This is a genomic window from Phocaeicola sp. (assembly GCF_048170425.1).
Lineage (GTDB): Bacteria > Bacteroidota > Bacteroidia > Bacteroidales > Bacteroidaceae > Phocaeicola.
In genome coordinates this window covers 1-22,089 of sequence record NZ_DBEXBB010000032.1, presented here as the reverse complement: position 1 = coordinate 22,089, position 22,089 = coordinate 1, and the positions used below count along the sequence as shown (strand labels likewise).

15 protein-coding genes, 1 tRNA gene and 1 pseudogene are annotated in these 22,089 nt (G+C 46.9%); 7 read left to right on the top strand and 10 right to left on the bottom strand.

Going from position 1 to position 22,089, the window contains the following annotated elements; all coding sequences use genetic code 11:
• The first annotated feature begins 29 nt into the window (after positions 1–29).
• Both ACMJ0U_RS01310 and ACMJ0U_RS01305 read left to right on the top strand, forming a co-directional pair.
• Positions 30–1,046 carry a zinc-binding alcohol dehydrogenase family protein gene (locus tag ACMJ0U_RS01310; protein WP_417127658.1) on the top strand — a complete coding sequence of 339 codons (1,017 nt, stop codon included), beginning with the start codon at positions 30–32 and terminating at the stop codon, positions 1,044–1,046.
• Between the two features lie 263 nt (positions 1,047–1,309).
• Positions 1,310–3,535, top strand: coding sequence for a S9 family peptidase (locus ACMJ0U_RS01305; RefSeq protein ID WP_417127654.1), 2,226 nt, complete (start codon positions 1,310–1,312; stop codon positions 3,533–3,535).
• 158 nt (positions 3,536–3,693) lie between these two features.
• On the opposite strand, the gene ACMJ0U_RS01300 is transcribed toward ACMJ0U_RS01305, so the two are convergent.
• The 5 genes from ACMJ0U_RS01300 to sppA form a co-directional block, all read right to left on the bottom strand.
• Positions 3,694–3,766, bottom strand: a tRNA-Phe gene (locus ACMJ0U_RS01300).
• Positions 3,767–3,988: 222 nt separating this feature from the next.
• The gene (thiL, locus tag ACMJ0U_RS01295) at positions 3,989–5,026 is read right to left on the bottom strand and encodes a thiamine-phosphate kinase (RefSeq protein ID WP_417127652.1); all 1,038 of its coding nucleotides are present in this window, start codon (positions 5,024–5,026) and stop codon (positions 3,989–3,991) included.
• Between the two features lie 7 nt (positions 5,027–5,033).
• On the bottom strand, positions 5,034–5,843 hold the full coding sequence (locus tag ACMJ0U_RS01290; protein ID WP_417127650.1) for a purine-nucleoside phosphorylase: 810 nt from the start codon (positions 5,841–5,843) through the stop codon (positions 5,034–5,036).
• Positions 5,800–6,900 carry a tetraacyldisaccharide 4'-kinase gene (gene lpxK / locus ACMJ0U_RS01285; RefSeq protein WP_417127649.1) on the bottom strand — a complete coding sequence of 367 codons (1,101 nt, stop codon included), beginning with the start codon at positions 6,898–6,900 and terminating at the stop codon, positions 5,800–5,802. Before lpxK ends, ACMJ0U_RS01290 begins: the two co-directional genes overlap by 44 nt.
• 15 nt (positions 6,901–6,915) lie before the next feature.
• Positions 6,916–8,676: a signal peptide peptidase SppA gene (sppA, locus tag ACMJ0U_RS01280; RefSeq protein WP_417127647.1), complete on the bottom strand. Its 1,761-nt coding sequence runs from the start codon at positions 8,674–8,676 to the stop codon at positions 6,916–6,918.
• 476 nt (positions 8,677–9,152) lie between these two features.
• Here sppA and ACMJ0U_RS01275 point away from each other — a divergent pair, with 476 nt between their 5' ends.
• Both ACMJ0U_RS01275 and ACMJ0U_RS01270 read left to right on the top strand, forming a co-directional pair.
• Positions 9,153–11,000 (top strand): 2-oxoacid:acceptor oxidoreductase subunit alpha, encoded by a 1,848-nt coding sequence (locus ACMJ0U_RS01275; protein ID WP_417127646.1) that lies wholly within the window; start codon positions 9,153–9,155, stop codon positions 10,998–11,000.
• 33 nt (positions 11,001–11,033) lie between these two features.
• Positions 11,034–12,044: a 2-oxoacid:ferredoxin oxidoreductase subunit beta gene (locus ACMJ0U_RS01270; RefSeq protein ID WP_417127644.1), complete on the top strand. Its 1,011-nt coding sequence runs from the start codon at positions 11,034–11,036 to the stop codon at positions 12,042–12,044.
• A 59-nt stretch (positions 12,045–12,103) separates the two neighbouring features.
• On the opposite strand, the gene upp is transcribed toward ACMJ0U_RS01270, so the two are convergent.
• Complete coding sequence (upp, locus tag ACMJ0U_RS01265; RefSeq protein WP_417127643.1) at positions 12,104–12,757, bottom strand: uracil phosphoribosyltransferase; 654 nt, start codon at positions 12,755–12,757, stop codon at positions 12,104–12,106.
• A 278-nt stretch (positions 12,758–13,035) separates the two neighbouring features.
• On the opposite strand from upp, the pseudogene pckA reads away from it, so the two are divergent.
• The 3 genes and pseudogenes from pckA (at position 13,036) to ACMJ0U_RS01250 (ending at position 17,295) form a co-directional block, all read left to right on the top strand.
• Positions 13,036–14,643: pseudogene (gene pckA / locus ACMJ0U_RS01260) on the top strand (phosphoenolpyruvate carboxykinase (ATP)).
• Positions 14,644–14,779: 136 nt separating this feature from the next.
• A complete protein-coding gene (locus ACMJ0U_RS01255) occupies positions 14,780–16,627 on the top strand; it encodes an alpha-L-fucosidase (RefSeq protein ID WP_417127656.1) in 1,848 nt (615 codons plus the stop codon).
• A gap of 20 nt (positions 16,628–16,647) precedes the next feature.
• Positions 16,648–17,295: a nitroreductase family protein gene (locus tag ACMJ0U_RS01250; protein ID WP_417127641.1), complete on the top strand. Its 648-nt coding sequence runs from the start codon at positions 16,648–16,650 to the stop codon at positions 17,293–17,295.
• Positions 17,296–17,297: 2 nt separating this feature from the next.
• Here the strand turns inward: ACMJ0U_RS01250 and ACMJ0U_RS01245 are convergent, their stop codons facing one another.
• The 4 genes from ACMJ0U_RS01245 to ACMJ0U_RS01230 all read right to left on the bottom strand — a co-directional run.
• Positions 17,298–19,118 (bottom strand): LTA synthase family protein, encoded by a 1,821-nt coding sequence (locus tag ACMJ0U_RS01245; RefSeq protein ID WP_417127640.1) that lies wholly within the window; start codon positions 19,116–19,118, stop codon positions 17,298–17,300.
• 16 nt (positions 19,119–19,134) lie between these two features.
• Positions 19,135–19,761 (bottom strand): viroplasmin family protein, encoded by a 627-nt coding sequence (locus ACMJ0U_RS01240; RefSeq protein ID WP_417127638.1) that lies wholly within the window; start codon positions 19,759–19,761, stop codon positions 19,135–19,137.
• Between the two features lie 83 nt (positions 19,762–19,844).
• A complete protein-coding gene (argS, locus tag ACMJ0U_RS01235; protein WP_417127636.1) occupies positions 19,845–21,662 on the bottom strand; it encodes an arginine--tRNA ligase in 1,818 nt (605 codons plus the stop codon).
• An 85-nt stretch (positions 21,663–21,747) separates the two neighbouring features.
• The coding region (locus tag ACMJ0U_RS01230) for a helix-turn-helix domain-containing protein (RefSeq protein ID WP_417127635.1) at positions 21,748–22,089 on the bottom strand (342 nt) is incomplete at its 5' end.

The window sequence follows — 22,089 nt, the reverse complement described above, 5'->3', positions numbered from 1 at the left end:
GAATAACTGAAAATAAAAATAACAAGAAAATGAAAGCGGTTCAAATTGCAGCTCCCCAGAAAATGGCGGTCGTGGAAATAGAAAAACCCGAACTGAAAGCTGGGGAAATATTGGTAAAGATTGAGTATGTAGGTTTTTGTGGTTCTGATTTGAATACCTATCTCGGACGGAATCCGATGGTGAAAATGCCTGTCATTCCCGGACATGAAGTCGGGGCCGTGATAGAAGCCGTAGGGCCGGGTGTGCCGGAAGGGTTTAAAAAAGGTATGAATGTGACGCTGAACCCTTATACGAATTGCGGAAAGTGCGCCTCATGTCGTAACGGGCGGGTCAATGCCTGCGAGCACAATGAAACGTTGGGTGTGCAGCGTAACGGAGTGATGTGTGAATATGCGGTGCTTCCCTGGTCAAAAGTGATTCTGGCAGAGGATATCTCTTCACGTGACTGTGCGTTGATTGAACCGATGAGTGTGGGCTTTCATGCGGTGTCACGCGGTCAGGTGATTGACAATGAGATAGTAATGGTGATAGGTTGCGGTATGGTCGGTATGGGAGCCATTGTTCGTGCAGTCTTACGCGGAGCTACCGTGATTGCCGTCGACTTGGACGACGAAAAATTAGCACTGGCCCGCAAGGTGGGTGCTGCGTATGTCATTAATTCACGTACCGAGAATGTGCACGAGCGTGTGCAGGAATATTCCGGCGGAATGGGAGCCGATGTGGTAATTGAAGCGGTCGGTAGTCCGGCCACTTATGTGATGGCGGTAGATGAAGTCGGCTTTACGGGACGTGTGGTGTGTATCGGCTATGCCAAGAGCGGGGTAGAATTTCAGACGAAATATTTTGTACAGAAAGAACTGGACATTCGCGGCTCTCGAAACGCGCTGCCTGCTGATTTCCGTGCCGTAATACATTACATGAAGACAGGTGCTTGTCCGGTTGAACAGTTGATTTCGCGTATTGTAGCTCCAGAGGAAGCCGCAGAAGCCATGGAAAGCTGGACAGCGAATCCAGGTAAGGTATTCCGTATTTTGGTAAAATTCTAAGAAAGTTTACGCTGGAAATGATTGCGTAATTTCAGGCGTTTGTTTATGCTCTGTTGATGTGATAAGAAAACGTCAGGGCGTTTTCAATAAAACATAAAAGAGTTTTGTTTTAAGCGCCAAAGAGTTTTAATTGAAACGTACTTGTGTTTCTTTTGAGGCATAAGTACGTCTTTTTATGTCAGATTGTTCTGCTTGTGTGTTGAAAAGTTGTATTTTTGGCATATCTTACAAGTTTATTTTAATCAACCATAAATTAATGCGAGATGAACACAAAAAGCATCTTTTTAGCTCTGTGTTGTCTGACCGCCTTTTCATCCTATGCACAGCACGTGCCGACCTTGGAGGAGGTGGTGAACGGAGGTCTGATTGTCACGAAGGGCGAAAGCCGGGTAAACTGGCTTTCAGAGAGGAACAGTTATTCAAAGAAGGAGAAGAATCCGGCTGGAGGATACGACATCGTGTCGTATGCTGCCGGTAAAAACAAGCGTGAGGTACTTATATCGGCTTCCATGTTCGTAAAGCCGGGTACTTCCGACACGTTGTCTGTCCGTAGTTTTAGTTTTGACACTTCCCATAAGCAGGTTTTAGTGTATACCAATACACGGCGTGTCTGGAGGTATGATACGCGCGGAGACTATTGGGTATTGAACATGGAAACAGGTAAGTTGAGGCAATTAGGAACCCGGTTGCCTGAGAGCAGTCTGATGTTTGCCAAATTCTCGCCTGATGGTACGCGTGTGGCTTATGTCAGTGGAAATAATATCTATGTAGAGTATGTTTCCGATGGAAAGGTTATACAGCTGACCCACGATGGCAGCAGTACGATTGTGAACGGTACGTTCGACTGGGTGTATGAAGAAGAATTCTCCTGCCGTGACGGTTTCCGCTGGAGTCCCGACGGTAAGTACATAGCCTATTGGCAGAGCGATACGGAAGGTACCGGATGGTTCGACATCATCAACAATGTCGATTCACTTTATCCGAAAATTCTTCGTTTTCCATATCCGAAAGCCGGAACTACGAACTCGGCAGTTAAGGTGGGATACGTAGCAGCTTCTGGTGGAGAGACTACATGGATTGACCTGCCCGGTGACCCTCGCCAGAATTATATTATGCGAATGGATTTTATACCGGAAAGTAATGATTTGTTTATCCAGCAGATGAACCGTCCGCAGAATACGAACAAGGTGTGGATTGCTACCATCGGAAGCGGTGCGCCGAAGAATATCCTGACCGAAACAGATGCCGCATGGGTGGAAACGAACGACCAGGTGACCTGGTTGAAGAATAATACTTATTTTACGTGGCAGAGTGAACGGAGTGGATGGCGTCATCTTTATCGTGTGAGTCGTGACGGAAAAGACATTCAGCCTATTACGAAAGGGGAGTTCGACCTTATCGAGCAGGTAGGAATGGACGTGAAGAAAGGTCTTGTCTATTTCATCGCATCGCCTGATAATTATACTCAGCGGTATCTTTATTCAGCGGAATTATTGGGAAAGGGTGACGTAAAACGCCTCAGTCCGATGGATGAGCAGGGACAGCATCGGTACGATTTGTCTCCCGACGGGAAATATGCCGTGCATACGTTCAGCAATTCCGTCACTCCTCCCCGGATAGAGATGGTGGCTTTGCCTTCTCATAAAACGGTATCGGTCATTGAGGATAACCGGGAAGCCGCGTCGCAGTACCAGCAACTTCAGCTAAGGCCGAAGGAGTTTGTCAAGACTCATTCCGGAGAGCTGCAACTGGATGCATGGATGATTAAGCCCGTTAATTTTGATCCGTCGAAGAAATATCCGGTAATCATTGATGTGTATGGTGAACCTGCGGGTTCTACGGTGCAGGATGTGTGGCAGGGAGGCGACCTGTGGCATCAGTACTTGGCTAATCAGGGATATATTGTGGTCAGTATCGAGAACCGCGGGGCCGCGGCTCCTCGCGGACGGGAGTGGAGAAAGTGTATCTATGGAGAAGTAGGAACTTTTGCTTCGCAAGACCAGGCACAGGGAATTCTGGACCTGGCCCGTCAGTATGCATTCATTGATACTTCCCGTATCGGTATTACGGGTTGGAGCGGAGGAGGAAGCCAGACGTTGAACTGCATGTTCCGCTATCCGGAGGTTTTTTGTACAGGTATTGCCATTGCCTTCGTGTCCGACCAGCGGCTGTATGACACGATTTATCAGGAACGCTATATGAATACGCCGCAGGCAAATCCGGAAGGCTACCGTAAAGGGTCTCCTATTACTTATGTAGAGGGATTGAAGGGCAACCTGCTGCTTGTTCACGGTACGGGTGACGACAACGTGCATTACCAGAGTTGTGAGATGCTGGTGAACGAGCTGGTGAAGCACGGTAAGGTATTTTATCAGTTGTCCTATCCCATGCGTTCACATTCCATCAGTGAGCGGGAAGGTACCACGTATCACCTTCGCAAGTCTATGACAGATTATTTCTTGAAGAATCTTCCGGCAGGAGGGCGATAAAATTAAAAAACAGGCTAATCTCCATTCTGAGGTTAGTCTGTTTTAGTATGTGTTTATTTGTTATCACTTGTGGAGTTCTCAGATTTTTACGTTGAGCCTTTATTATCCGTAAGGATAAAATAAAAAATCCTGATTCTTTTGAAAATCAGGATTTTGAGTGGTGCCACCAGGAATCGAACCGGGGACACAAGGATTTTCAGTCCTTTGCTCTACCAACTGAGCTATGGCACCAGCATTTTATGTTTGCAACCAATGTTTCTCGATTGCGGTTGCAAAGGTACGCAAACTTTTGGAACTTGCAAATATTTCAGCAGAAAAAATGCAATTTTTGTGTAAAAAACGGCATTTTTGTGAGATGAATGCTGGTTATAAATCGAAAAACCTTCCTTTTCCAGTCCGAAATAAGGTCGGAGACTGAAAAAGGAAGGTTTCAAATTTAGGAATAAAAGGGCTTTATCCTTTCAAAGGATTCCAGCCTTGAGCTTTCAGTTCAAGTTCATTCCCGTCGCGGGTCACGAGGGCGCATCCCAGTTCGGGTTTGGTGATGTGACCGATGACTTTCACATCTTTCATCTGAGATACGGTTTCGTGTGCAGTCAACGGTACGGTGAAGAGCAGTTCGTAATCTTCGCCACCGTTCAGGGCACAAGTACTCAGGTTCATGTTGAACTCTTCGGCCATTACGGCTGTCTGGTAGTCAATCGGAATACGCTCTTCGTACACACGGCAACCGGCATGGCTTTGTGAACAGATGTGCATCAACTCGGATGAGAGTCCGTCGGAAATATCCATCATGGCGGTGGGCTGGATGCCGGCTTTGGCCAGGCTTTCCACAATATCCTTGCGGGCTTCCGGTTTCAAGAAGCGTTCCAGTAAGTATTCTTTTCCGGCAAAGTCGGGCTGCACATCTTTTTCGCCCTGGAATACGGCTTTCTCCCGTTCCATCAGCTGAAGTCCCATGTAAGCAGCTCCCAAATCGCCTGATACGCAAATCAGGTCGGTTTCCTTGGCACCGTTGCGGTAAACCACCTTGTCTTTATCGGCTTCTCCAATGCAGGTAATGGAAATGGCCAGTCCTGTGACGGAAGAAGTGGTGTCGCCCCCTACGAGGTCTACCTGGTGCTGTGCGCAAGCCAGTTTCAGTCCGTCGTAGAAGTCTTCCAGGTCTTCGATGCAGAAACGTTTGGATACAGCCAGTGACACGGTTATCTGCTTCGGAGTACCGTTCATGGCGTAAATATCGGAGAAGTTCACCATAGCCGATTTGTATCCCAAGTGCTTCAGCGGGGTATATACCAGGTCAAAGTGTACACCTTCCATCAGCAGGTCGGTGGTGACCAGTACCTGCTTGCCGGGAAATTCCAATACGGCTGCATCGTCGCCCACACCGTATTTTGTTTCCGGATTCTGTAATTTGATGTCCTGGGTGAGGTGCTTGATAAGCCCGAACTCGCCCAGCGTTGAAATTTCTGTTCTGTTTCCTTCGTGCATAGTATTTTTACGCTCTGTTGATAAGTTCTCTCATAATGGTGGTCATGCGAGGCTGTGCTTCGTCGGCAGCCTTCTGCACCTCTTCGTGGGATACCTCCACAATCTTGCCTTCCACGCCCAGGTCGGTGATGACTGATACGCCGAACACCTTGATGCCGCAATGGTTGGCCACAATCACTTCCGGTACGGTAGACATACCTACCGCATCGGCACCCAGAATGTGGAACATCTTATATTCCGACGGAGTTTCGAATGTAGGACCCTGCGTACCGATGTATACGCCTTGCTGCACCTTGATACCTTTCTCCTGAGCAATCTCCAGGGCTTTTGCAATCAGTTCTTTGGAGTATGCTTCGCTCATATCCGGGAAGCGTGGCCCGTATTCGATATTCTTTCCACGAAGCGGATGTTCCGGGAAGAAATTGATGTGGTCCGTAATAATCATCAGGTCGCCGATTTCAAAGTCGGGGTTAGTACCTCCTGCAGCATTCGATACGAAGAGGGTTTTGATGCCCAGTTCACGCATCACGCGTACGGGGAAAGTCACTTCCTTCATGGAATAGCCTTCGTAAAAATGAAAACGTCCCTGCATGGCCATGATATCCTTGTTGCCCAGTTTCCCGAAAATCAGTTTCCCGCTGTGTCCTTCGACGGTTGAAACCGGGAAATTCGGGATTTCCGAATAGTTGATTTCATACTTGTCGGTGATTTCGTGCACCAGACTGCCCAGTCCTGTACCCAGGATGATGGCTGTTTCGGGGTGAGTGTGCATTTTAGCCTTCAGAAAGGCAGCTGTTTCTTGAATTTTTTCTAACATACTCAATGATTTTAGGGTTAAATACTAGTTCTCCTTTGTGCAGAAACTCCACTTCTATGGGGAGCACGTAAATATAGGGTTTCAGTTCTTCGCTGAGTTGCGGATGGCCGATGAGCCGTGAGGCATCCTTCTCAGTGGTCAGGATGAGGCGGCGGGTTTCCGGCAGCTGGTAGAACTGTTGCGCAATCTGTTGCATATCGGTACCGTTAAAGTTGTGATGGTCGCCAAAGAGCAGCGGAGTGACACGGGCGGCGTGTCGGCCGACTTCCTCCATCAATGGCGCCGGCGAGGCAATGCCGGTGACCAGCAGCACTTCTTTATCCTTTAACGCATTCAGCGCTTGGGCAGGAGTATCCATAAACAAGGGATACAGCTTTCCGTAGGCCAGGGTAGTGAAAAACACTTCCTGATGCGGAAGAGGCTGTATGCGTTGCCGGATACGTTCACATTCTTCCAGGCTGAGGCTGGGCGGACATTTCGTGACGATAAGCAAATCGGCCCGTTTCTTTCCGCTAGCAGGTTCTCGAAGGCGTCCGGCCGGAAGAAGCTGGTCGCATTCCACAGGACGATGGTAATCCATCAGCAGAATGCGCAGTCCCGGTCGAACGTAGCGGTGCTGGAAAGCGTCGTCCAGCAGTACGACTTCCGTGTCGGGTGCCCCTTGCGGAGAAGTCAGTCGGCGGATACCCCGGCAACGGTCTCCATCTACGGCCACATGAATGGCGGGAAACTTGCGGGCCATCTGGTAAGGTTCGTCGCCGATATCCTCCATTCGGGAGGTCGAAGAAGCCAGCACGAAGCCTTTTGATTTCCGCTTGTAACCCCGGCTCAGCACAGCCAGCCGGAACGAATCCTGCAACAGCCGGATGAGATATTCCGTGTGAGGCGTTTTCCCGGTACCGCCCACGGTCAGGTTACCGATGCAGATGACGGGTAACGGGAAACGTTCTTCGTGGAGCCAGCCCACGTCGAACAAAAAATTCCGTACCTTCACACCGATACCGTAGAGGGCACTGAAGGGCCATAGCCCCCAATATATCTTGCATTTCCCGCTCATGAACGCGCCTCCCGCTTATTGGATACGCATGTCGAACGGCAAACGGGCTTGCAGGCGGTCAGACTGTTTCACGTGGCGCAACCATTCAAAGCCTTGATAATATTCACCGAACGTTTCTTGCAACTGGCCGTGAATGTAACGGTCAGCACGGGTATTCAGCAGCTCTGTCAGGAAATCCATCTTGGCAGGGTAGCTCTTCAGGCTATAGTCCTTTACTTTTCCCAGTTCGGCAGCCAGTTGGATAGCGGTATCCAGTCCTCCCAGTTCATCCACCAGTTTCAGTTCCTTGGCCATGCTTCCGGTCCATACGCGACCTTCCGCAATTTTACAAAGTTCCTCTAGCGGAATATTCCGTCCTTCGGCACAGCGTTTGGTAAACAAGGCATATCCCTGGTTCACCATTTGTTGCATCAGAGCCGATTCTTCCGCATTGAACGGACGGCTCATGCTGCCCATGTCGGCCATTTTATGTGTCTTGACTCCGTCAAAATGGAGTCCCAGTTTATTGGTCAGTAATTCCGAAGCGTCGGGCATCATGCCGAAGATACCGATGGAGCCGGTCAGGGTAGTCGGCTCAGCCACGATTTTGTTGGCAGCGCAAGAAATATAGTAACCACCGGAAGCAGCATAGTCGCCCATGGATACCACAACCGGTTTTTCTGCTTTCAGCAAGGTCACTTCACGCCATATCTGTTCCGAGCCGTAGGCACTTCCGCCTGGAGAGTTCACGCGGAGCACAACCGCTTTCACGTTTTTGTCCTTGCGCAAATCCCGCAAGTCCTTCGCCACTTTCTCAGAATTGATACCTTCGTCGTATGAAGAACCGTTGTCAATTTCTCCGTAAGCATAATAAACGGCTACCACGTCTCTGGACTTGCTTTTCGGAGTGGCCGATTTTACACGAGTCATTTCATCCAGACTCAGGGTGTGGAGGTCATCTTCTTCGGTCAGTCCGGCGAGCGATTTCAGGTAGCTGAGCACTTCGTCCTTGTACATCAGTGTGTCGGCCAGTCCGCAACGCACGTAGTCTTCGGCCGGGCGCAAATCCATGTTTCGGTCGGCCAGTAAGTTCAGTGAATCAATAGAAATATTTCTAGAAGAAGCTACATCGTTTACAATGCTCTTCCAGGTAGATTCCAGAAAGGCCTGTGTCTGTTCGCGGTTGGCCGGACTCATTTCGGTATTGGTCATCGGTTCGACGGCCGATTTGTAGGTACCTACACGGAATATCTGCATCTTGACCCCGATTTTGGTCAGGAAATCTTTCAGGAACATGGTCTCGCTGGCCAGTCCGTGCCAGGAGAGGCTTCCTACGGGGTTCACAATTACCTTGTCGGCTACACTGGCCAGATAATAACCGCCTTGTGTGTACATGTCGGCATAGGCAATCAGGAACTTACCGCTCTGCTTGAAATCAGCCAGTGCACGGTGAATGGCCTGTAAAGAGGCTGTAGAGCATGCCAATGCTCCTGTATGCAGGTAAATACCCTTGATTTGTTCGTTATTCTTGGCTTTCTGAATCGAGTTCAGAATATCTTCCAATCCGTAGGTAGAAATCTGGTCTTCAAAGAACTGGTCGATAGGGCTGGGCTGATAGCGTTCCTGAACGGTACCTTTCAGTTCGAGGGTGAAAACGGAATTGGGCATGACTAAGGTTTCGCTTTCTGAAGAAGCTACGATTCCTGCCAGCATGGTGACACCCAGGATGATAAAGATAAACCCGCAAATCAGCACACCTGTAATGGTGGCGAGGGTACTTCGAAGAAATTCTTTCATTGTCAGTCGTTTTTAGATTAGTAAACAAAGTTATTCTTTTTGGGTGAAAAAACAAAAAATGCAAACCTCTAAATTTCCAGGTTTATATTATATTCCTCGTCCCTTTAAAGGAAAACTTAATTAATATATAAAAGGTGGGGAGTGGGGAGTTGCGCAAAGAGTCTGTCATAAAATATGTTAATTGTTTTATAACTTATTGTTTGATAGTTACTTGTACGCTCTTGACCCTGACAAGGACCCTGTCATACTTTTTTATTGCAGAATAGGGTGAAAAATGCCTTTACGTTTTGACTGAAATTCTTTGGCGTTTGCATTGAAACGCCTTTGCATTTTTCTTTAAATGCACTTACGTTTTAGATGATATGTACTTGTGTTTTTTAGAGGTTGGATAAAATATCTCCCGATTTATTTTGTTTTTTTACGGAACTTCCCCATTTTTGCCAAAATTGATTTTGTGAACTTTAAATAAATACGATATGGCAGAAGAAATGATTGTCAAGGAACTGGACGAGGTAGTAGTCCGTTTTTCGGGTGATTCCGGTGACGGAATGCAACTGGCCGGTAATATGTTTTCCAATATTTCGGCAACCGAAGGAAACGATATAAGTACATTCCCGGATTACCCGGCGGATATTCGTGCTCCGCAAGGTTCACTGACCGGTGTGTCAGGCTTTCAGGTGCATATTGGTGCCGGAAAGGTATATACTCCGGGCGATAAGTGCGACGTGCTGGTAGCCATGAACCCGGCAGCTTTGAAAACACAGTATAAGTTTTGTAAACCCCAGGCGGTAATTATCATAGACTCCGATTCATTTACCAAGCGTGATTTGGAAAAAGCCAAGTTTACGCTGGAAAACCCGTTCTCGGAACTGGGCATCAAGAATGAAGTCGTGTCGGCGGCCATTACTTCGATGTGTAAGGAAAGCTTGAAAGACAGCGGACTGGACAACAAGTCCATCTTGCGAACAAAAAACATGTTTGCGTTGGGACTGGTATGCTGGCTGTTCCACCGCGACGTGAAGGTGGGTGAAAAAATCCTTCGTGAAAAGTTTGCCAAGAAACCGGAAATTGCCGAAGCCAATGTGAAGGTGCTCTACGACGGTTATCATTTCGGCGAAAATACCCATGCTTCCGTATCGATGAGCTATACCGTGCCGAGCAAGGCACAGAAAGAGCCGGGAAAATACATGGACATCAACGGCAACAAGGCTACGGCATACGGCCTGATGGCGGCTGCTGAGAAAGCAGGGCTGGAATTGTATCTGGGTTCTTATCCGATTACACCGGCCACGGATATTCTGCACGAACTGGCCAAGCATAAGTCGCTGGGCGTAAAGACGGTGCAGTGTGAAGACGAGATTGCCGGATGTGCTTCTGCCGTAGGAGCTTCATTTGCCGGCGCACTGGCTGTAACGACCACTTCCGGACCGGGTATCTGCTTGAAGAGTGAAGCCATGAACCTGGCGGTGATTACGGAACTGCCGCTGGTGATTGTAGACGTACAGCGTGGTGGCCCTTCTACCGGACTGCCGACCAAATCGGAACAGACCGACTTGCTTCAGGTACTTTTCGGGCGTAACGGAGAAAGTCCGATGCCTGTGGTGGCTGCTTCCTCACCGACTGATTGCTTCGATGCGGCTTACTTAGCCTGCAAGATTGCCTTGGAGCACATGACGCCGGTTGTTTTGCTGACCGATGCCTATATTGCCAACGGTTCTGCCGCATGGCGTCTGCCCGATTTGAGTACCTATCCTTCCATCTGTCCGCCTTACGTGAAGCCGGAAATGGCCGGGTCGTGGACGCCGTTCCAGCGTGACCCGCAGACAGGCGTGCGTTACTGGGCCACACCAGGTACACCGGGCTTCATGCACCGCATCGGAGGGCTGGAAAAAAGTAACGAAACCGGAGCCATCTCTACGGAACCGGAAAATCACTTCCTGATGACAAAACTGCGTGCGGAAAAAGTGGAAAAAATTGCCGATTCTCTTCCCGCACTTACAGTGGAAGGCAATCCGGAGGCAGATTTGTTGATTGTGGGCTTCGGAGGCACATACGGGCACTTGCACTCGGCTATGGACGAACTGAACGCTATGGGTAAGAAGACGGCACTGGCACATTTCCGTGTCATCAATCCGTTGCCGAAGAATACAGCTGAAGTATTGCGGAAATACAAGACCATCGTGGTGGCCGAACAAAATATGGGACAGCTGGCAGGCTATCTCCGCATGAACGTGGAAGGTATTCACCTGCATCAGTTCAATCAGGTAAAAGGCCAGCCGTTCGTAGTGAAAGAACTGGTAGAGGCTTTCAGTCAACTTTTTTAATGATTCATCAATAAATATTCTGGAGGAATAACAATGAGTGAAACAAAATATACGGCAGCAGATTACAAAGCCGGGCAGCCTCGCTGGTGTCCGGGCTGTGGCGACCACGCTTTCCTGAATTCTTTTCACAAGGCACTGGCCGAACTGGGAGTACCTCCCCATGAAATTGCGGTGATTTCCGGTATCGGATGTTCTTCGCGTTTGCCTTATTACATGAATACGTATGGCATGCACACCATTCACGGGCGTGCGGCTGCCATCGCTACGGGTGCTAAAGTGGCCAACCCGGAACTTACCATCTGGCAGATTTCCGGCGACGGTGACGGACTGGCTATCGGTGGGAACCACTTCATCCATGCCATCCGCCGTAATGTGGACATCAACATCGTGTTGTTGAACAACCGTATCTACGGATTGACCAAAGGACAGTATTCTCCGACTTCTGCCCGTGGGTTTGTGAGCAAATCTTCTCCCTACGGTACGGTGGAAGACCCCTTCCGTCCGGCAGAATTGTGCTTCGGGGCACGTGGACGTTTCTTTGCCCGTTGTGCGGCAGTAGATGGTGGTCCTTCTGTGGAAGTGCTGAAAGCAGCTGCCCGTCACAAAGGTACGTCCGTGGTAGAAGTGTTGCAAAACTGCGTAATCTTCAATGACGGTACGCACAATGCGGTAGCCAAGAAGGAAGACCGTGAACGTAATGCGATTTATCTGGAGCATGGCAAGCCTATGCTGTTCGGTCCGAACAAGGAATTTGGTCTGATGCAGGAAGGCTTCGGGCTAAAAGTGGTGAAACTAGGTGAGAACGGTATCACGGAAAAAGATATCTTAGTGCACGATGCCCATTGTGAAGACCATACCCTGCAATTGAAACTTGCGCTGATGGAAGGTCCGGACTTCCCGATTGCCTTAGGCGTGATTCGTGATGTGGATGCGCCGACATACGATGAGGCAGTAGAAGCCCAGATTGAAGAAGTTTCTGCCAAGAAAAAGTATCACACGTTTGCCGAATTGCTGGAAACGAATGATACGTGGGAGATTAAATAAAGCAACAAGATAATTAAAAAAGGAGCCGGCGATTTTTTTATCTGGGTCCTTTTGTGGGTTTATTCTTTTTCTCCATAACACAAATCCCCCGCATCTCCTAGTCCCGGCACAATATAGGAATGAGCATTCAGTTCCGGGTCGATGGCCCCGCACCATACGGTGGTTTTTTCAGTGGGGAACACTTTTTTGATATGCTCGATAGCCTGACGGCTGGCTATGACAGAAGCAATGTGTATATACGCAGGTTCTCCTTTGGTAAGCAAGGCTTCGTAGGCCAGTTCCATAGAGCTTCCGGTAGCCAGCATCGGATCGGTCAGAATCAGGATTTTTCCGTCCAGTCGCGGAGAAGCGATGTATTCAATGTGGATGTCGAAGTTGTCTTCGTTGATGTATTTCCGGTAAGCTGACACGAAGGCATTTTCCGCATGGTCAAAATAATTGATGAAACCTTGGTGCAATGGGAGTCCGGCGCGAAGGATTGTAGCAACAACAGGCTGCTCGGTGGGTACGTTTTCTACCGCTGTAGCCAGTGGAGTTTGTATGGATACCGGATGATAGGGAAGTGTCCGGCTGATTTCATAAGCCATAATTTCTCCCACACGCTCCATGTTGCGCCTGAAGCGGATGCGGTCACCTTGTATGTGTACATCACGAATCTCAGAAAGGAACTGGTTGAAAAGGCTGTTGCTTTGGTTAAAGTTGATTATTTTCATAAACATTCTCAGGTTCTTAGCGGTTATATATCTAGTTTATTGCCCTGCAAAGAAACAAAATAAAATTGATTTGTAATGTGGATTTGTCAATTTTGTTACACAAGTATAAATCTTTAAATGATTACGGATTTTTTTCTGTAATAACTTCCTTGAATAAAAAATAACTGCTACTTTTGTAGCGCCTAAAACAAGGAGATGTTGAAGAGCAGAAAAGCGGATTAGGCTTATGACATAGACAATAAACATTTGATATAATAACCAAATTAATCATTTGAACAATGGCAAATTTAGATCTTACCAAGTACGGTATTGTGGATACCGTAGAAATCGTACACAACCCTTCTTATGATGTGTTGTTTGCAGAAGAAACAAAAGCTTCTTTGGAAGGTTATGAAAAAGGTCAGGTAACTGAACTCGGTGCAGTAAACGTAATGACTGGTATTTACACTGGTCGTTCTCCTAAAGATAAATTCTTTGTTAAGAATGAAGCCAGTGAAGACACTGTATGGTGGACTTCTGAAGAATACAAAAACGATAACAAACCTTGCTCTGAAGCTGCTTGGGCTGATTTGAAGGCTAAAGCTGTGAAAGAATTGTCTGGCAAACGTTTGTTCGTTGTTGATACTTTCTGCGGTGCGAACGAAGCTACTCGTCTGAAAGTTCGTTTCATCATGGAAGTGGCATGGCAGGCACACTTCGTAACAAATATGTTCATCCGTCCGACTGCTGAAGAACTGGCTAACTACGGTGAACCTGATTTCGTTTCTTTCAACGCTGCCAAAGCTAAAGTTGACAACTACAAGGAACTGGGCTTGAATTCAGAAACTGCTACTGTATTCAACTTGAAGACTAAGGAACAGGTTATCCTGAACACTTGGTACGGTGGTGAAATGAAGAAAGGTATCTTCTCTATCATGAACTACCTGAACCCGTTGCGTGGTATCGCTTCTATGCACTGTTCTGCTAACACAGACAAGGAAGGCAAGAGCTCTGCTATCTTCTTCGGTCTGTCTGGTACAGGTAAGACTACCTTGTCAACTGACCCGAAACGTCTGTTGATTGGTGATGACGAGCACGGATGGGATAACGAAGGTGTATTCAACTACGAAGGTGGTTGCTATGCAAAGGTTATCAACCTGGATAAAGAATCAGAACCAGATATCTATAACGCTATCAAACGTGATGCTTTGCTGGAAAATGTTACAGTAGATGCTAACGGTAAGATTGACTTCGCTGATAAGAGCGTAACAGAAAACACTCGTGTTTCTTATCCTATCTACCACATCGAAAACATTGTTAAACCGGTTTCTAAAGGTCCTCACGCAAAACAAGTTATCTTCTTGTCTGCTGATGCATTCGGCGTATTGCCTCCTGTATCTATCCTGAACCCGGCTCAGACTCAGTACTACTTCTTGTCTGGTTTTACTGCTAAGTTGGCTGGTACAGAACGTGGTATCACTGAACCGACTCCGACATTCTCTGCTTGCTTCGGTGCCGCATTCTTGAGCTTGCACCCGACTAAGTACGGTGAAGAACTGGTGAAGAAAATGGAAATGACTGGTGCTAAGGCTTACTTGGTGAACACTGGTTGGAACGGTACTGGCAAACGTATCTCTATCCGTGATACTCGTGGTATCATCGACGCTATTCTGGACGGTTCTATCGACAAGGCTCCTACTAAGACTATTCCTTACTTCGATTTCGTTGTTCCGACTGAATTGCCGGGTGTTGATCCGAAAATCCTGGATCCTCGTGACACTTATGCTGATGCTGCTCAGTGGTAAGAAAAAGCTAAAGAATTGGCTGGACGTTTCATCAAGAACTTCGCTAAGTTTACAGGTAACGAAGCTGGTAAGGCTTTGGTTGCTGCAGGTCCGAAATTGTAATTCTGACTTACAAAATCTTAAATATGAAAGCGGTTTCCTTCGGGAAGCCGCTTTTTTTTGTATATTTGGTCTCAGTTTTTATTCGAAAATCTAATTAATTATGAGAAAATCTATTCATCTTCTGTCCATTCCAGTTATGGCTTGCTGTTTGTCGTGTACATCCGGAAAGGTGCTTCCGCCTGAACCGATTTTTCCTGTTCCTGAACCCGAGCAGGTGGAATGGCAGCAGATGGAAACGTATGCCTTTATTCATTTTGGTCTGAATACGTTTAATGACCGAGAGTGGGGATATGGGGATACGGATCCGAAAACGTTTAATCCAACCAATTTGGATTGTGAGCAATGGGTACAGACTTTGGTGAAGGCCGGTATGAAAGGAGTGATTTTTACGGCCAAACATCATGATGGTTTTTGTTTGTGGCCTTTTGAAGATACAGAATATAGTATAAAGAATTCTCCCTGGAAGAATGGACAGGGAAATGTGGTGAAAGAGTTGTCGGAGGCTTGTAAGAAATATGGCCTTAAGTTTGCTGTCTACCTTTCGCCCTGGGATAGGCATCAGGCAAATTATGGTACTCCGGAGTATCTGCCTTACTTTTATGCACAGTTACGTGACCTGCTGACGAACTATGGACCGGTGTTCGAGGTATGGTTTGACGGAGCCAATGGAGGTGACGGATGGTATGGTGGTGCGAAAGATATACGTACTATCGACCGTAAGAACTATTATAATTATCCTAGAATTTATGAGATACTGGATAGCATCCAGCCTCAGGCCATCATTTTCTCGGATGGCGGTCCGGGCTGCCGTTGGGTAGGTAACGAGAAAGGTTTTGCCGGGGCTACCAACTGGTCGTTTCTGCGAAAGGGAGAGGTGCATCCGGGATACGACAAGAGCTATGAATTACAGTATGGCCATGCAGATGGGAATCAATGGGTACCTGCTGAGTGTGATGTATCTATCCGCCCGGGATGGTTCTATCATCCGGAGGAGGATGACAGGGTGAAGAGTCCGGAGCAGCTGGTAGATTTGTATTACCGGAGTGTGGGACATAATGCCACTTTGTTGTTGAACTTCCCGGTAGACCGGAGAGGGCTGATTCATCCGGTAGATTCTGCTAATGCAGTTCGTTTCCATGAAATGATTCAGCAGCAGTTGAAAACGAATCTGGTAGCAGGAATGACTCCTAAGGTTTCAAATGAGCGTGGAGGAGACTTTGTCGCATCTGCTTTGACAGATGATAATTTTGATACTTATTGGGCTACGGAAGACGGAGTGACTTCGGCTGATATCGAATTCTCGTTCGATGCGCCTGTACGGATGAATCGTATGATGCTTCAGGAGTATATACCACTGGGACAGCGTGTAAAGGCATTTGTGGTGGAATACCTTGACAAGGATACATGGCTTCCGGTGAGGCTGAACGAAGAGACAACCACCATTGGATATAAACGTTTGCTACGTTTTGAAACGGTGGAGACAAAGGGTATCCGTATTCGAATCACGGATGCACGCGGTCCGCTTTGTTTGAGCAGTGTGGGAGTGTATGATGCAGGTAATGTGTCTGATTCGTTTGTGGAGAAGGTGGAAGACATTGAATCTTTGTCTTATCTTTTGCCGGACGTCAAAGCTGATGAGGCGGCAAAGGCTTCTGACAAGCAGGCACAGACTACTTGCTTTGTAGAGGGTGACCGTCTGTTGATTGACCTGCAAGAGGAACGCATGGTTTCTTCTCTTCATTTCTTGCCTGATCAGGGTGAGCCCAACAAGGGATTGATTGCCAACTATGAGATACGGGTCGGTACAAGTAAGGATGCGGTGAATCAGCTGATAAAATCGGGTGAGTTCTCCAATATACAGAATAATCCGGTGATGCAGTCGGTATTCTTTACCCCCGTAAAGGCTCGTTATATAGAGTTGAAGGCTACGCGTATGATTCGTGAAGGCGAACCAATGGGCTTTGCTGAATTAGGAGTGAAATAACTAGGTGAAAATAAGAGTTTATGAAAAAAGTAATTTATTCAATGTTAGGAGCAGGGTTGTTGTGTCTCTCCAGTTGTGGTGGACAGGTGCAGAAGGAACAAGCTTCTGTGTCTGGTAAATCCTCTGCTAAAAATCAGGTAATTGAAACCATCATGACACGGCGAAGTGTGCGAAAATATCTGCCGCAGCCGGTAAACCGTGATACAATGCAGATGATTCTGGACTGTGGTATCCATGCACCCAACGGACAGAATAAGCAGTCGTGGGCAGTACGCGTGGTAGATAATCCGGAGTTTATCAACGGTATTACGGAGGTGTATAAGAAGTTGAATCCCAAAGTGGCAGAAGATCCGGGGTTCAAGAATATGTTCCGCAATGCACCTACGGTAGTGTTTATAGCCAATGATACATCGTATGATATGTCGCAGATAGACTGCGGGCTGCTGGGGGAAAATATGATTCTTTCGGCCTGGTCGATGGGAATCGGTTCCTGCTGTTTAGGAAGCCCTATACGCTTTATGAAGACAGAACCTCAGGCAGCGGACTATTTGAAGCGCCTGAATATACCCGAAGGCTATGAATTGTTGTATTGCATAGCCTTCGGGTATCCGGATGAATCACCGGCAGCTAAACCGCGTGATGCATCGAAAGTGATGTTTGTGGAGTAATATTATCTTGCCCCCAAATCGTCATAAGAAGATTGTAGAATTGCTTTCCCCAGTTCTGTGCGTCGTTCGTTCGGAGCTGGGGATTCTATTAATGCCTGGCCGGAATTGTTGTCTATCAGAGTGGTTCCGGTACTGTCGCGGAAAGCAAATCCGTTGTTGTAGGTGTAGTAAGCAAACGGATAGTTGTAGTCTTTTCCTAATACGTTGCGGCTGAAATTAAACTCCTTGTGGCTGAGCCCCAACTGTGCCAAAAGGGTAGCGGCCATATCACTTTGGTTCATCAGTTTGTCAATGACCATGGGTTGTTTGATGGCGCCTCCTAACCACAGCATCGGAATATGATGGATACGCGGGTCATGTACCAGTCCTTCTTCCGGATAATAGAAGCCATGGTCTGGCAGGCAGATGATGAGCAGATTTTTCCATTGGGGAAGGGCCTTGAGCTTGTCGATAAATTTCCCCAGGCAATCGTCGGTGAAGGCAAAAGCATTGGGGATTTTTTCTTTCAGGCGATGATAGGGTACCTCAAACGGTTCATGGCTGCTCAGGGTAAGAAAAGCTGTATGCCAGGGTTGGTCGGTATTTCGTTCCTTTATCTGGCGATAGAGGTACTCGAAAGTGATGTCATCGTTTACTCCCCATGGATTTTTTCGTTCGTCCAAGCTGAAATCTACGTCTGCAGTCAGGTGCTGGTATCCACTTCCCAGTAAGTAGCTCTTCATGTTAGTGAAATTGATGTCACCTCCATACAGGAAATCCGTGGCATAGCCTTGTTCCCGGAGTTTCCCGGCAATAGAAGGTAGCGTACGGCTCTTTGCAGGAGATTTCATGACGGACACAGTTGGAAAGCTCTGGTAACCACTGAAGGTACAGACCGTACCTCGGTCGGTTCGGAAACTGTTGGCATAACAATTAGTAAAGAAGACTCCTTCCTTGCTCAGGCGCTCCAGATTCGGGCTGACACCGGGTATTCCTCCTAATGATTCTACGAATACTCCTCCAAAACTTTCCATGAGGATAATCAATACATTAGGACGGTTGGTGGTAAGTAATGAAACTTCATTCTCTCCTGTATCAGCATACAATCCTTCAAATAAACTTGCCCGTTTTTCTTCATCGAAGAAATTGAACTGCTGGGAAAAGTCGGTGGTTTTGCTGATGGAAGACAACAGACTGAAGTCCGGATTGATGGCGGAATGATTCAGAAATTCGTCATTGCAGAAATAGGCTTGTCCTACGTTGCTGGTTGATTCGGTTACACCTCCTCGTATGACGATAAAGATAACTCCTCCCAAAAGCAGAGTTATCAAACTGCCTGTGATACGCTTCTGGACTTGTGGCAGACAGTCTGGTGTGATCTTATATAATCCCCATGTCACCAAGGCTGATAAGATGAGGATACACAGCAGTCGTATCAGAATAAATCCAAAGGATACACTGGCCATGGCATTCTTCGGAGAATCCAGGTAGAGGAAGATGGAAGCATCTAATTTGAATCCCCAAAATGGATACAAGGCCATATCGCCGATGAAGATAAGTGTGGTAGCCAGACTGATTAAAACGTAGTAGCCGATAAGTACCTTTTTCAACGGGAAACGGCGGAACCATATACTGCAAAGAATGGCCAGCCAGGGGATGGCCGTCAGGTATCCGGTGGTTGCTGCGTCAAGCGTAAAGCCATGGAACAATACCCGAAGGTAGTCTATGAAAGCTGTTCCCTTCTCGCATGCACCGTTATAGAGCATAAAGACAGGTTTCTGAAGCAGGAAGTAACCCAGTATGCTGGCGAAAAAACATCCCAGATATGTAAGTCTTTTTTTCATCTGTTTAAGTTTTTGATTATTTACGTCCGAAGTCAGCAGGGACTTCTCCCCATACGTCAGTCTCCCACTTGAGCAGGGGAGTGGTATAAGTGTTTTCCTTCAGCCATTTTTCTGCCCGTTCAATTAACTGGAAGAGCGCTTCTGTTTTCTCGGTTCGTTCCAGTTTGGTCTTGCATTTTTTTTGCTTCACCCAAGCGAGGGCATTGCGACTGTCGGAGTAGATGGGCATGCTCAGGTTCTTTTGTTTAAGAAGTGCCAGTCCGTGAACAATGGCCAGAAATTCTCCGATATTGTTGGTGCCGTAAACTGGTCCGAAGTGGAAGATTTCTTGTCCTGTCAGCAGATACACTCCGCGATATTCCATGGGGCCGGGATTGCCGCTACAGGCAGCGTCTACTGCCAGGCAGTTTAAGTTGAAGTTTTCGGGGAGTTGTGCCTCGGCTTTTTCTGAAGACGATGTACGATGGCGGTTCATGTACTGATATGCAGGAGTAGCAAAGGCATGTTCTGCCTCTTCCTGTGAATCAAAAGACTTATATATAGCCCCTTTATAGCCTTGTATTTGCAGTTGGCAGTCGGTCCACGAAGAATAGATACCCGGATTCACTCCTTTCCAGACCACGTAGAGTTTTTGTTTAGCCATAAGATGGTCTTTAAAAAGAAAGTGGCTGTGCAAAAGGAGTGTGGTCCACCCCTTTGCCAGCCACCTGATATACAAGATTGTAATTACATACGTTCAGGTACTTCGATACCCAGCAAGCCCATAGCCAGTTTGACTACTTTTCCTACATTCTGGCTTAAAGCGAGACGGAATATTTTCAGGGCTTCATTTTCTTCACGCAGAATGCTGAAGTCATGATAGAACTGGTTGTACTCTTTGACCAGGTCGTAAGCATAGTTTGCCAAGATAGACGGGTTGTAATCTGTTCCAGCTTGTTTCACCACGTTGGTAAAGTCTGCCAGCATTTGAATCAGACCTTCTTCCTTTGTGCTCAGTTCAATACCGCTTGGAATGACAGAAGGGATGGCGAGGCCGGCTTCTGTAGCTTTACGCAGGATGGACTGGATACGTGCATATGTATATTGGATGAACGGGCCTGTGTTTCCGTTGAAGTCGATGGATTCTTTCGGATTGAAGGTCATGTTCTTGCGTGCATCTACCTTCAGGATAAAATATTTCAAGGCACCCAGTCCTACGATACGTGCAATGTTGTCAGCCTCTTCTTGTGTCAGTCCGTCCAGTTTGCCCAGTTCGTTGCTGGTCTCTTTGGCGGTTTCAATCATGGCTTCCATCAGGTCGTCAGCGTCTACCACTGTACCTTCACGGCTCTTCATTTTACCTTCCGGCAGTTCTACCATGCCGTAAGAGAAGTGTACGAGGTCTTTTCCCCATTCAAATCCCAGCTTGTCGAGCAGAATGGACAATACCTGGAAGTGGTAGTTCTGTTCATTACCCACCACATAAATCATCTTGTTGATAGGATAATCCTGGAAGCGCAGTTTGGCTGTACCAATGTCCTGTGTCATGTATACAGAAGTTCCGTCACCACGGAGCAGCAGTTTGTGGTCCAGACCTTCTGAAGTCAGGTCGGCCCATACGGAACCGTCTTCCTTGCGGTAAAAGAATCCTTTTTCCAGACCTTCCATTACTTTTTCTTTTCCTTCCAGGTAAGTCTGTGATTCGTAGTATATCTTGTCGAAGCTTACTCCCATCATTTTGTAGGTTTCATCGAAACCTGCATATACCCAGTCATTCATCTTTTTCCAGAGAGCACGTACTTCAGGGTCGTTCGCTTCCCACTTGCGAAGCATTTCGCGTGCTTCCAGCATCAACGGAGAATTAGCTTCAGCTTTCGCTTTTGCTTCTTCTTCGTTCATACCTTCTGCCTGATATTGGGCCATAAGCTCTTTTACTTCGGCTTTGTAATGCTTGTCGAAAGCTACGTAGTAATCACCAATCAGGTGGTCACCTTTCTTGCCCGATGATTCAGGTGTTTCACCGTTACCGTATTTCAGCCAGGCCAGCATAGACTTACAGATATGAATACCACGGTCGTTTACGATGTTGGTTTTCACTACCTTGTTGCCGTTGGCGGCCATGATGTTAGCCAATGCACTTCCCAGCAAATTGTTACGTACGTGGCCCAAGTGAAGCGGTTTGTTGGTATTAGGAGAAGAATATTCAATCATGACAAGTGGCGCATTGTCGCCTGCTGTTTGTATACCCCATTGGTTGTCGGCATGAATATGGTTCAGCAGTCCAATCCATACGTCAGATGCAATGGTCAGGTTCAGGAAGCCTTTGATTACATTATAGTTTGCAATGGCCGGTTCATTCTGTTTCAAGTATTCCCCAATTTCTTGTGCAGTTTGTTCCGGACCTTTTTTCGACATTTTCAGGAAAGGAAAGACAACCAGTGTCAGGTGGCCTTCAAACTCTTTCTTTGTTTTCTGAAGTTGAACCATTGTGGCAGGAACTTCCTGATTGTATAAGGTCTTTATACTGTTCAGGATAGATTCGGTCAGTTTTTCTTCTATTTTCATGTGTATATAGTTTATGTAATTATCCTATCTTAACCGTACAAAGATAGTGATTTTTACGCTTCTCCTGCCGCTCCGTTGCGTATTATTACATATTCTTTCTCCATTCTGACGGAGAGACCCCTTCCTGAAGTTTGAATTGTTTGCTGAAGTGAGCTAAATCAGTGAATCCTATTCGTTCGGCTATTTCTGACAAATTGCGCTTCGGAGGTTGTGCCATTAATAGTTTGGCTTCTTCTATGCGTAAGTGATTAAGCCATAAATTAAAATTTACTCCATAGCTATGATTGATGTAGTTTGACAGATAAGTTCTGTTAATACCTATGGTTTTGCATAATTCAATGATGGTAAGTCTGGAGTTTAAGAACCCTTTCTGTTTAATCCATTCTTCCAATATGACTTTAATAATTTCATTCTTTTTCATAGTTTC

Coding starts and splice junctions, on each gene's coding strand:
- ACMJ0U_RS01310 (WP_417127658.1), top strand. CDS start 30: ATGAAAGCGGTTCAAATTGCAGCTCCCCAGAAAATGGCGGTCGTGGAA.
- ACMJ0U_RS01305 (WP_417127654.1), top strand. CDS start 1,310: ATGAACACAAAAAGCATCTTTTTAGCTCTGTGTTGTCTGACCGCCTTT.
- thiL (WP_417127652.1), bottom strand. CDS start 5,026: ATGCACGAAGGAAACAGAACAGAAATTTCAACGCTGGGCGAGTTCGGG.
- ACMJ0U_RS01290 (WP_417127650.1), bottom strand. CDS start 5,843: ATGTTAGAAAAAATTCAAGAAACAGCTGCCTTTCTGAAGGCTAAAATG.
- lpxK (WP_417127649.1), bottom strand. CDS start 6,900: ATGAGCGGGAAATGCAAGATATATTGGGGGCTATGGCCCTTCAGTGCC.
- sppA (WP_417127647.1), bottom strand. CDS start 8,676: ATGAAAGAATTTCTTCGAAGTACCCTCGCCACCATTACAGGTGTGCTG.
- ACMJ0U_RS01275 (WP_417127646.1), top strand. CDS start 9,153: ATGGCAGAAGAAATGATTGTCAAGGAACTGGACGAGGTAGTAGTCCGT.
- ACMJ0U_RS01270 (WP_417127644.1), top strand. CDS start 11,034: ATGAGTGAAACAAAATATACGGCAGCAGATTACAAAGCCGGGCAGCCT.
- upp (WP_417127643.1), bottom strand. CDS start 12,757: ATGAAAATAATCAACTTTAACCAAAGCAACAGCCTTTTCAACCAGTTC.
- ACMJ0U_RS01255 (WP_417127656.1), top strand. CDS start 14,780: ATGGCTTGCTGTTTGTCGTGTACATCCGGAAAGGTGCTTCCGCCTGAA.
- ACMJ0U_RS01250 (WP_417127641.1), top strand. CDS start 16,648: ATGAAAAAAGTAATTTATTCAATGTTAGGAGCAGGGTTGTTGTGTCTC.
- ACMJ0U_RS01245 (WP_417127640.1), bottom strand. CDS start 19,118: ATGAAAAAAAGACTTACATATCTGGGATGTTTTTTCGCCAGCATACTG.
- ACMJ0U_RS01240 (WP_417127638.1), bottom strand. CDS start 19,761: ATGGCTAAACAAAAACTCTACGTGGTCTGGAAAGGAGTGAATCCGGGT.
- argS (WP_417127636.1), bottom strand. CDS start 21,662: ATGAAAATAGAAGAAAAACTGACCGAATCTATCCTGAACAGTATAAAG.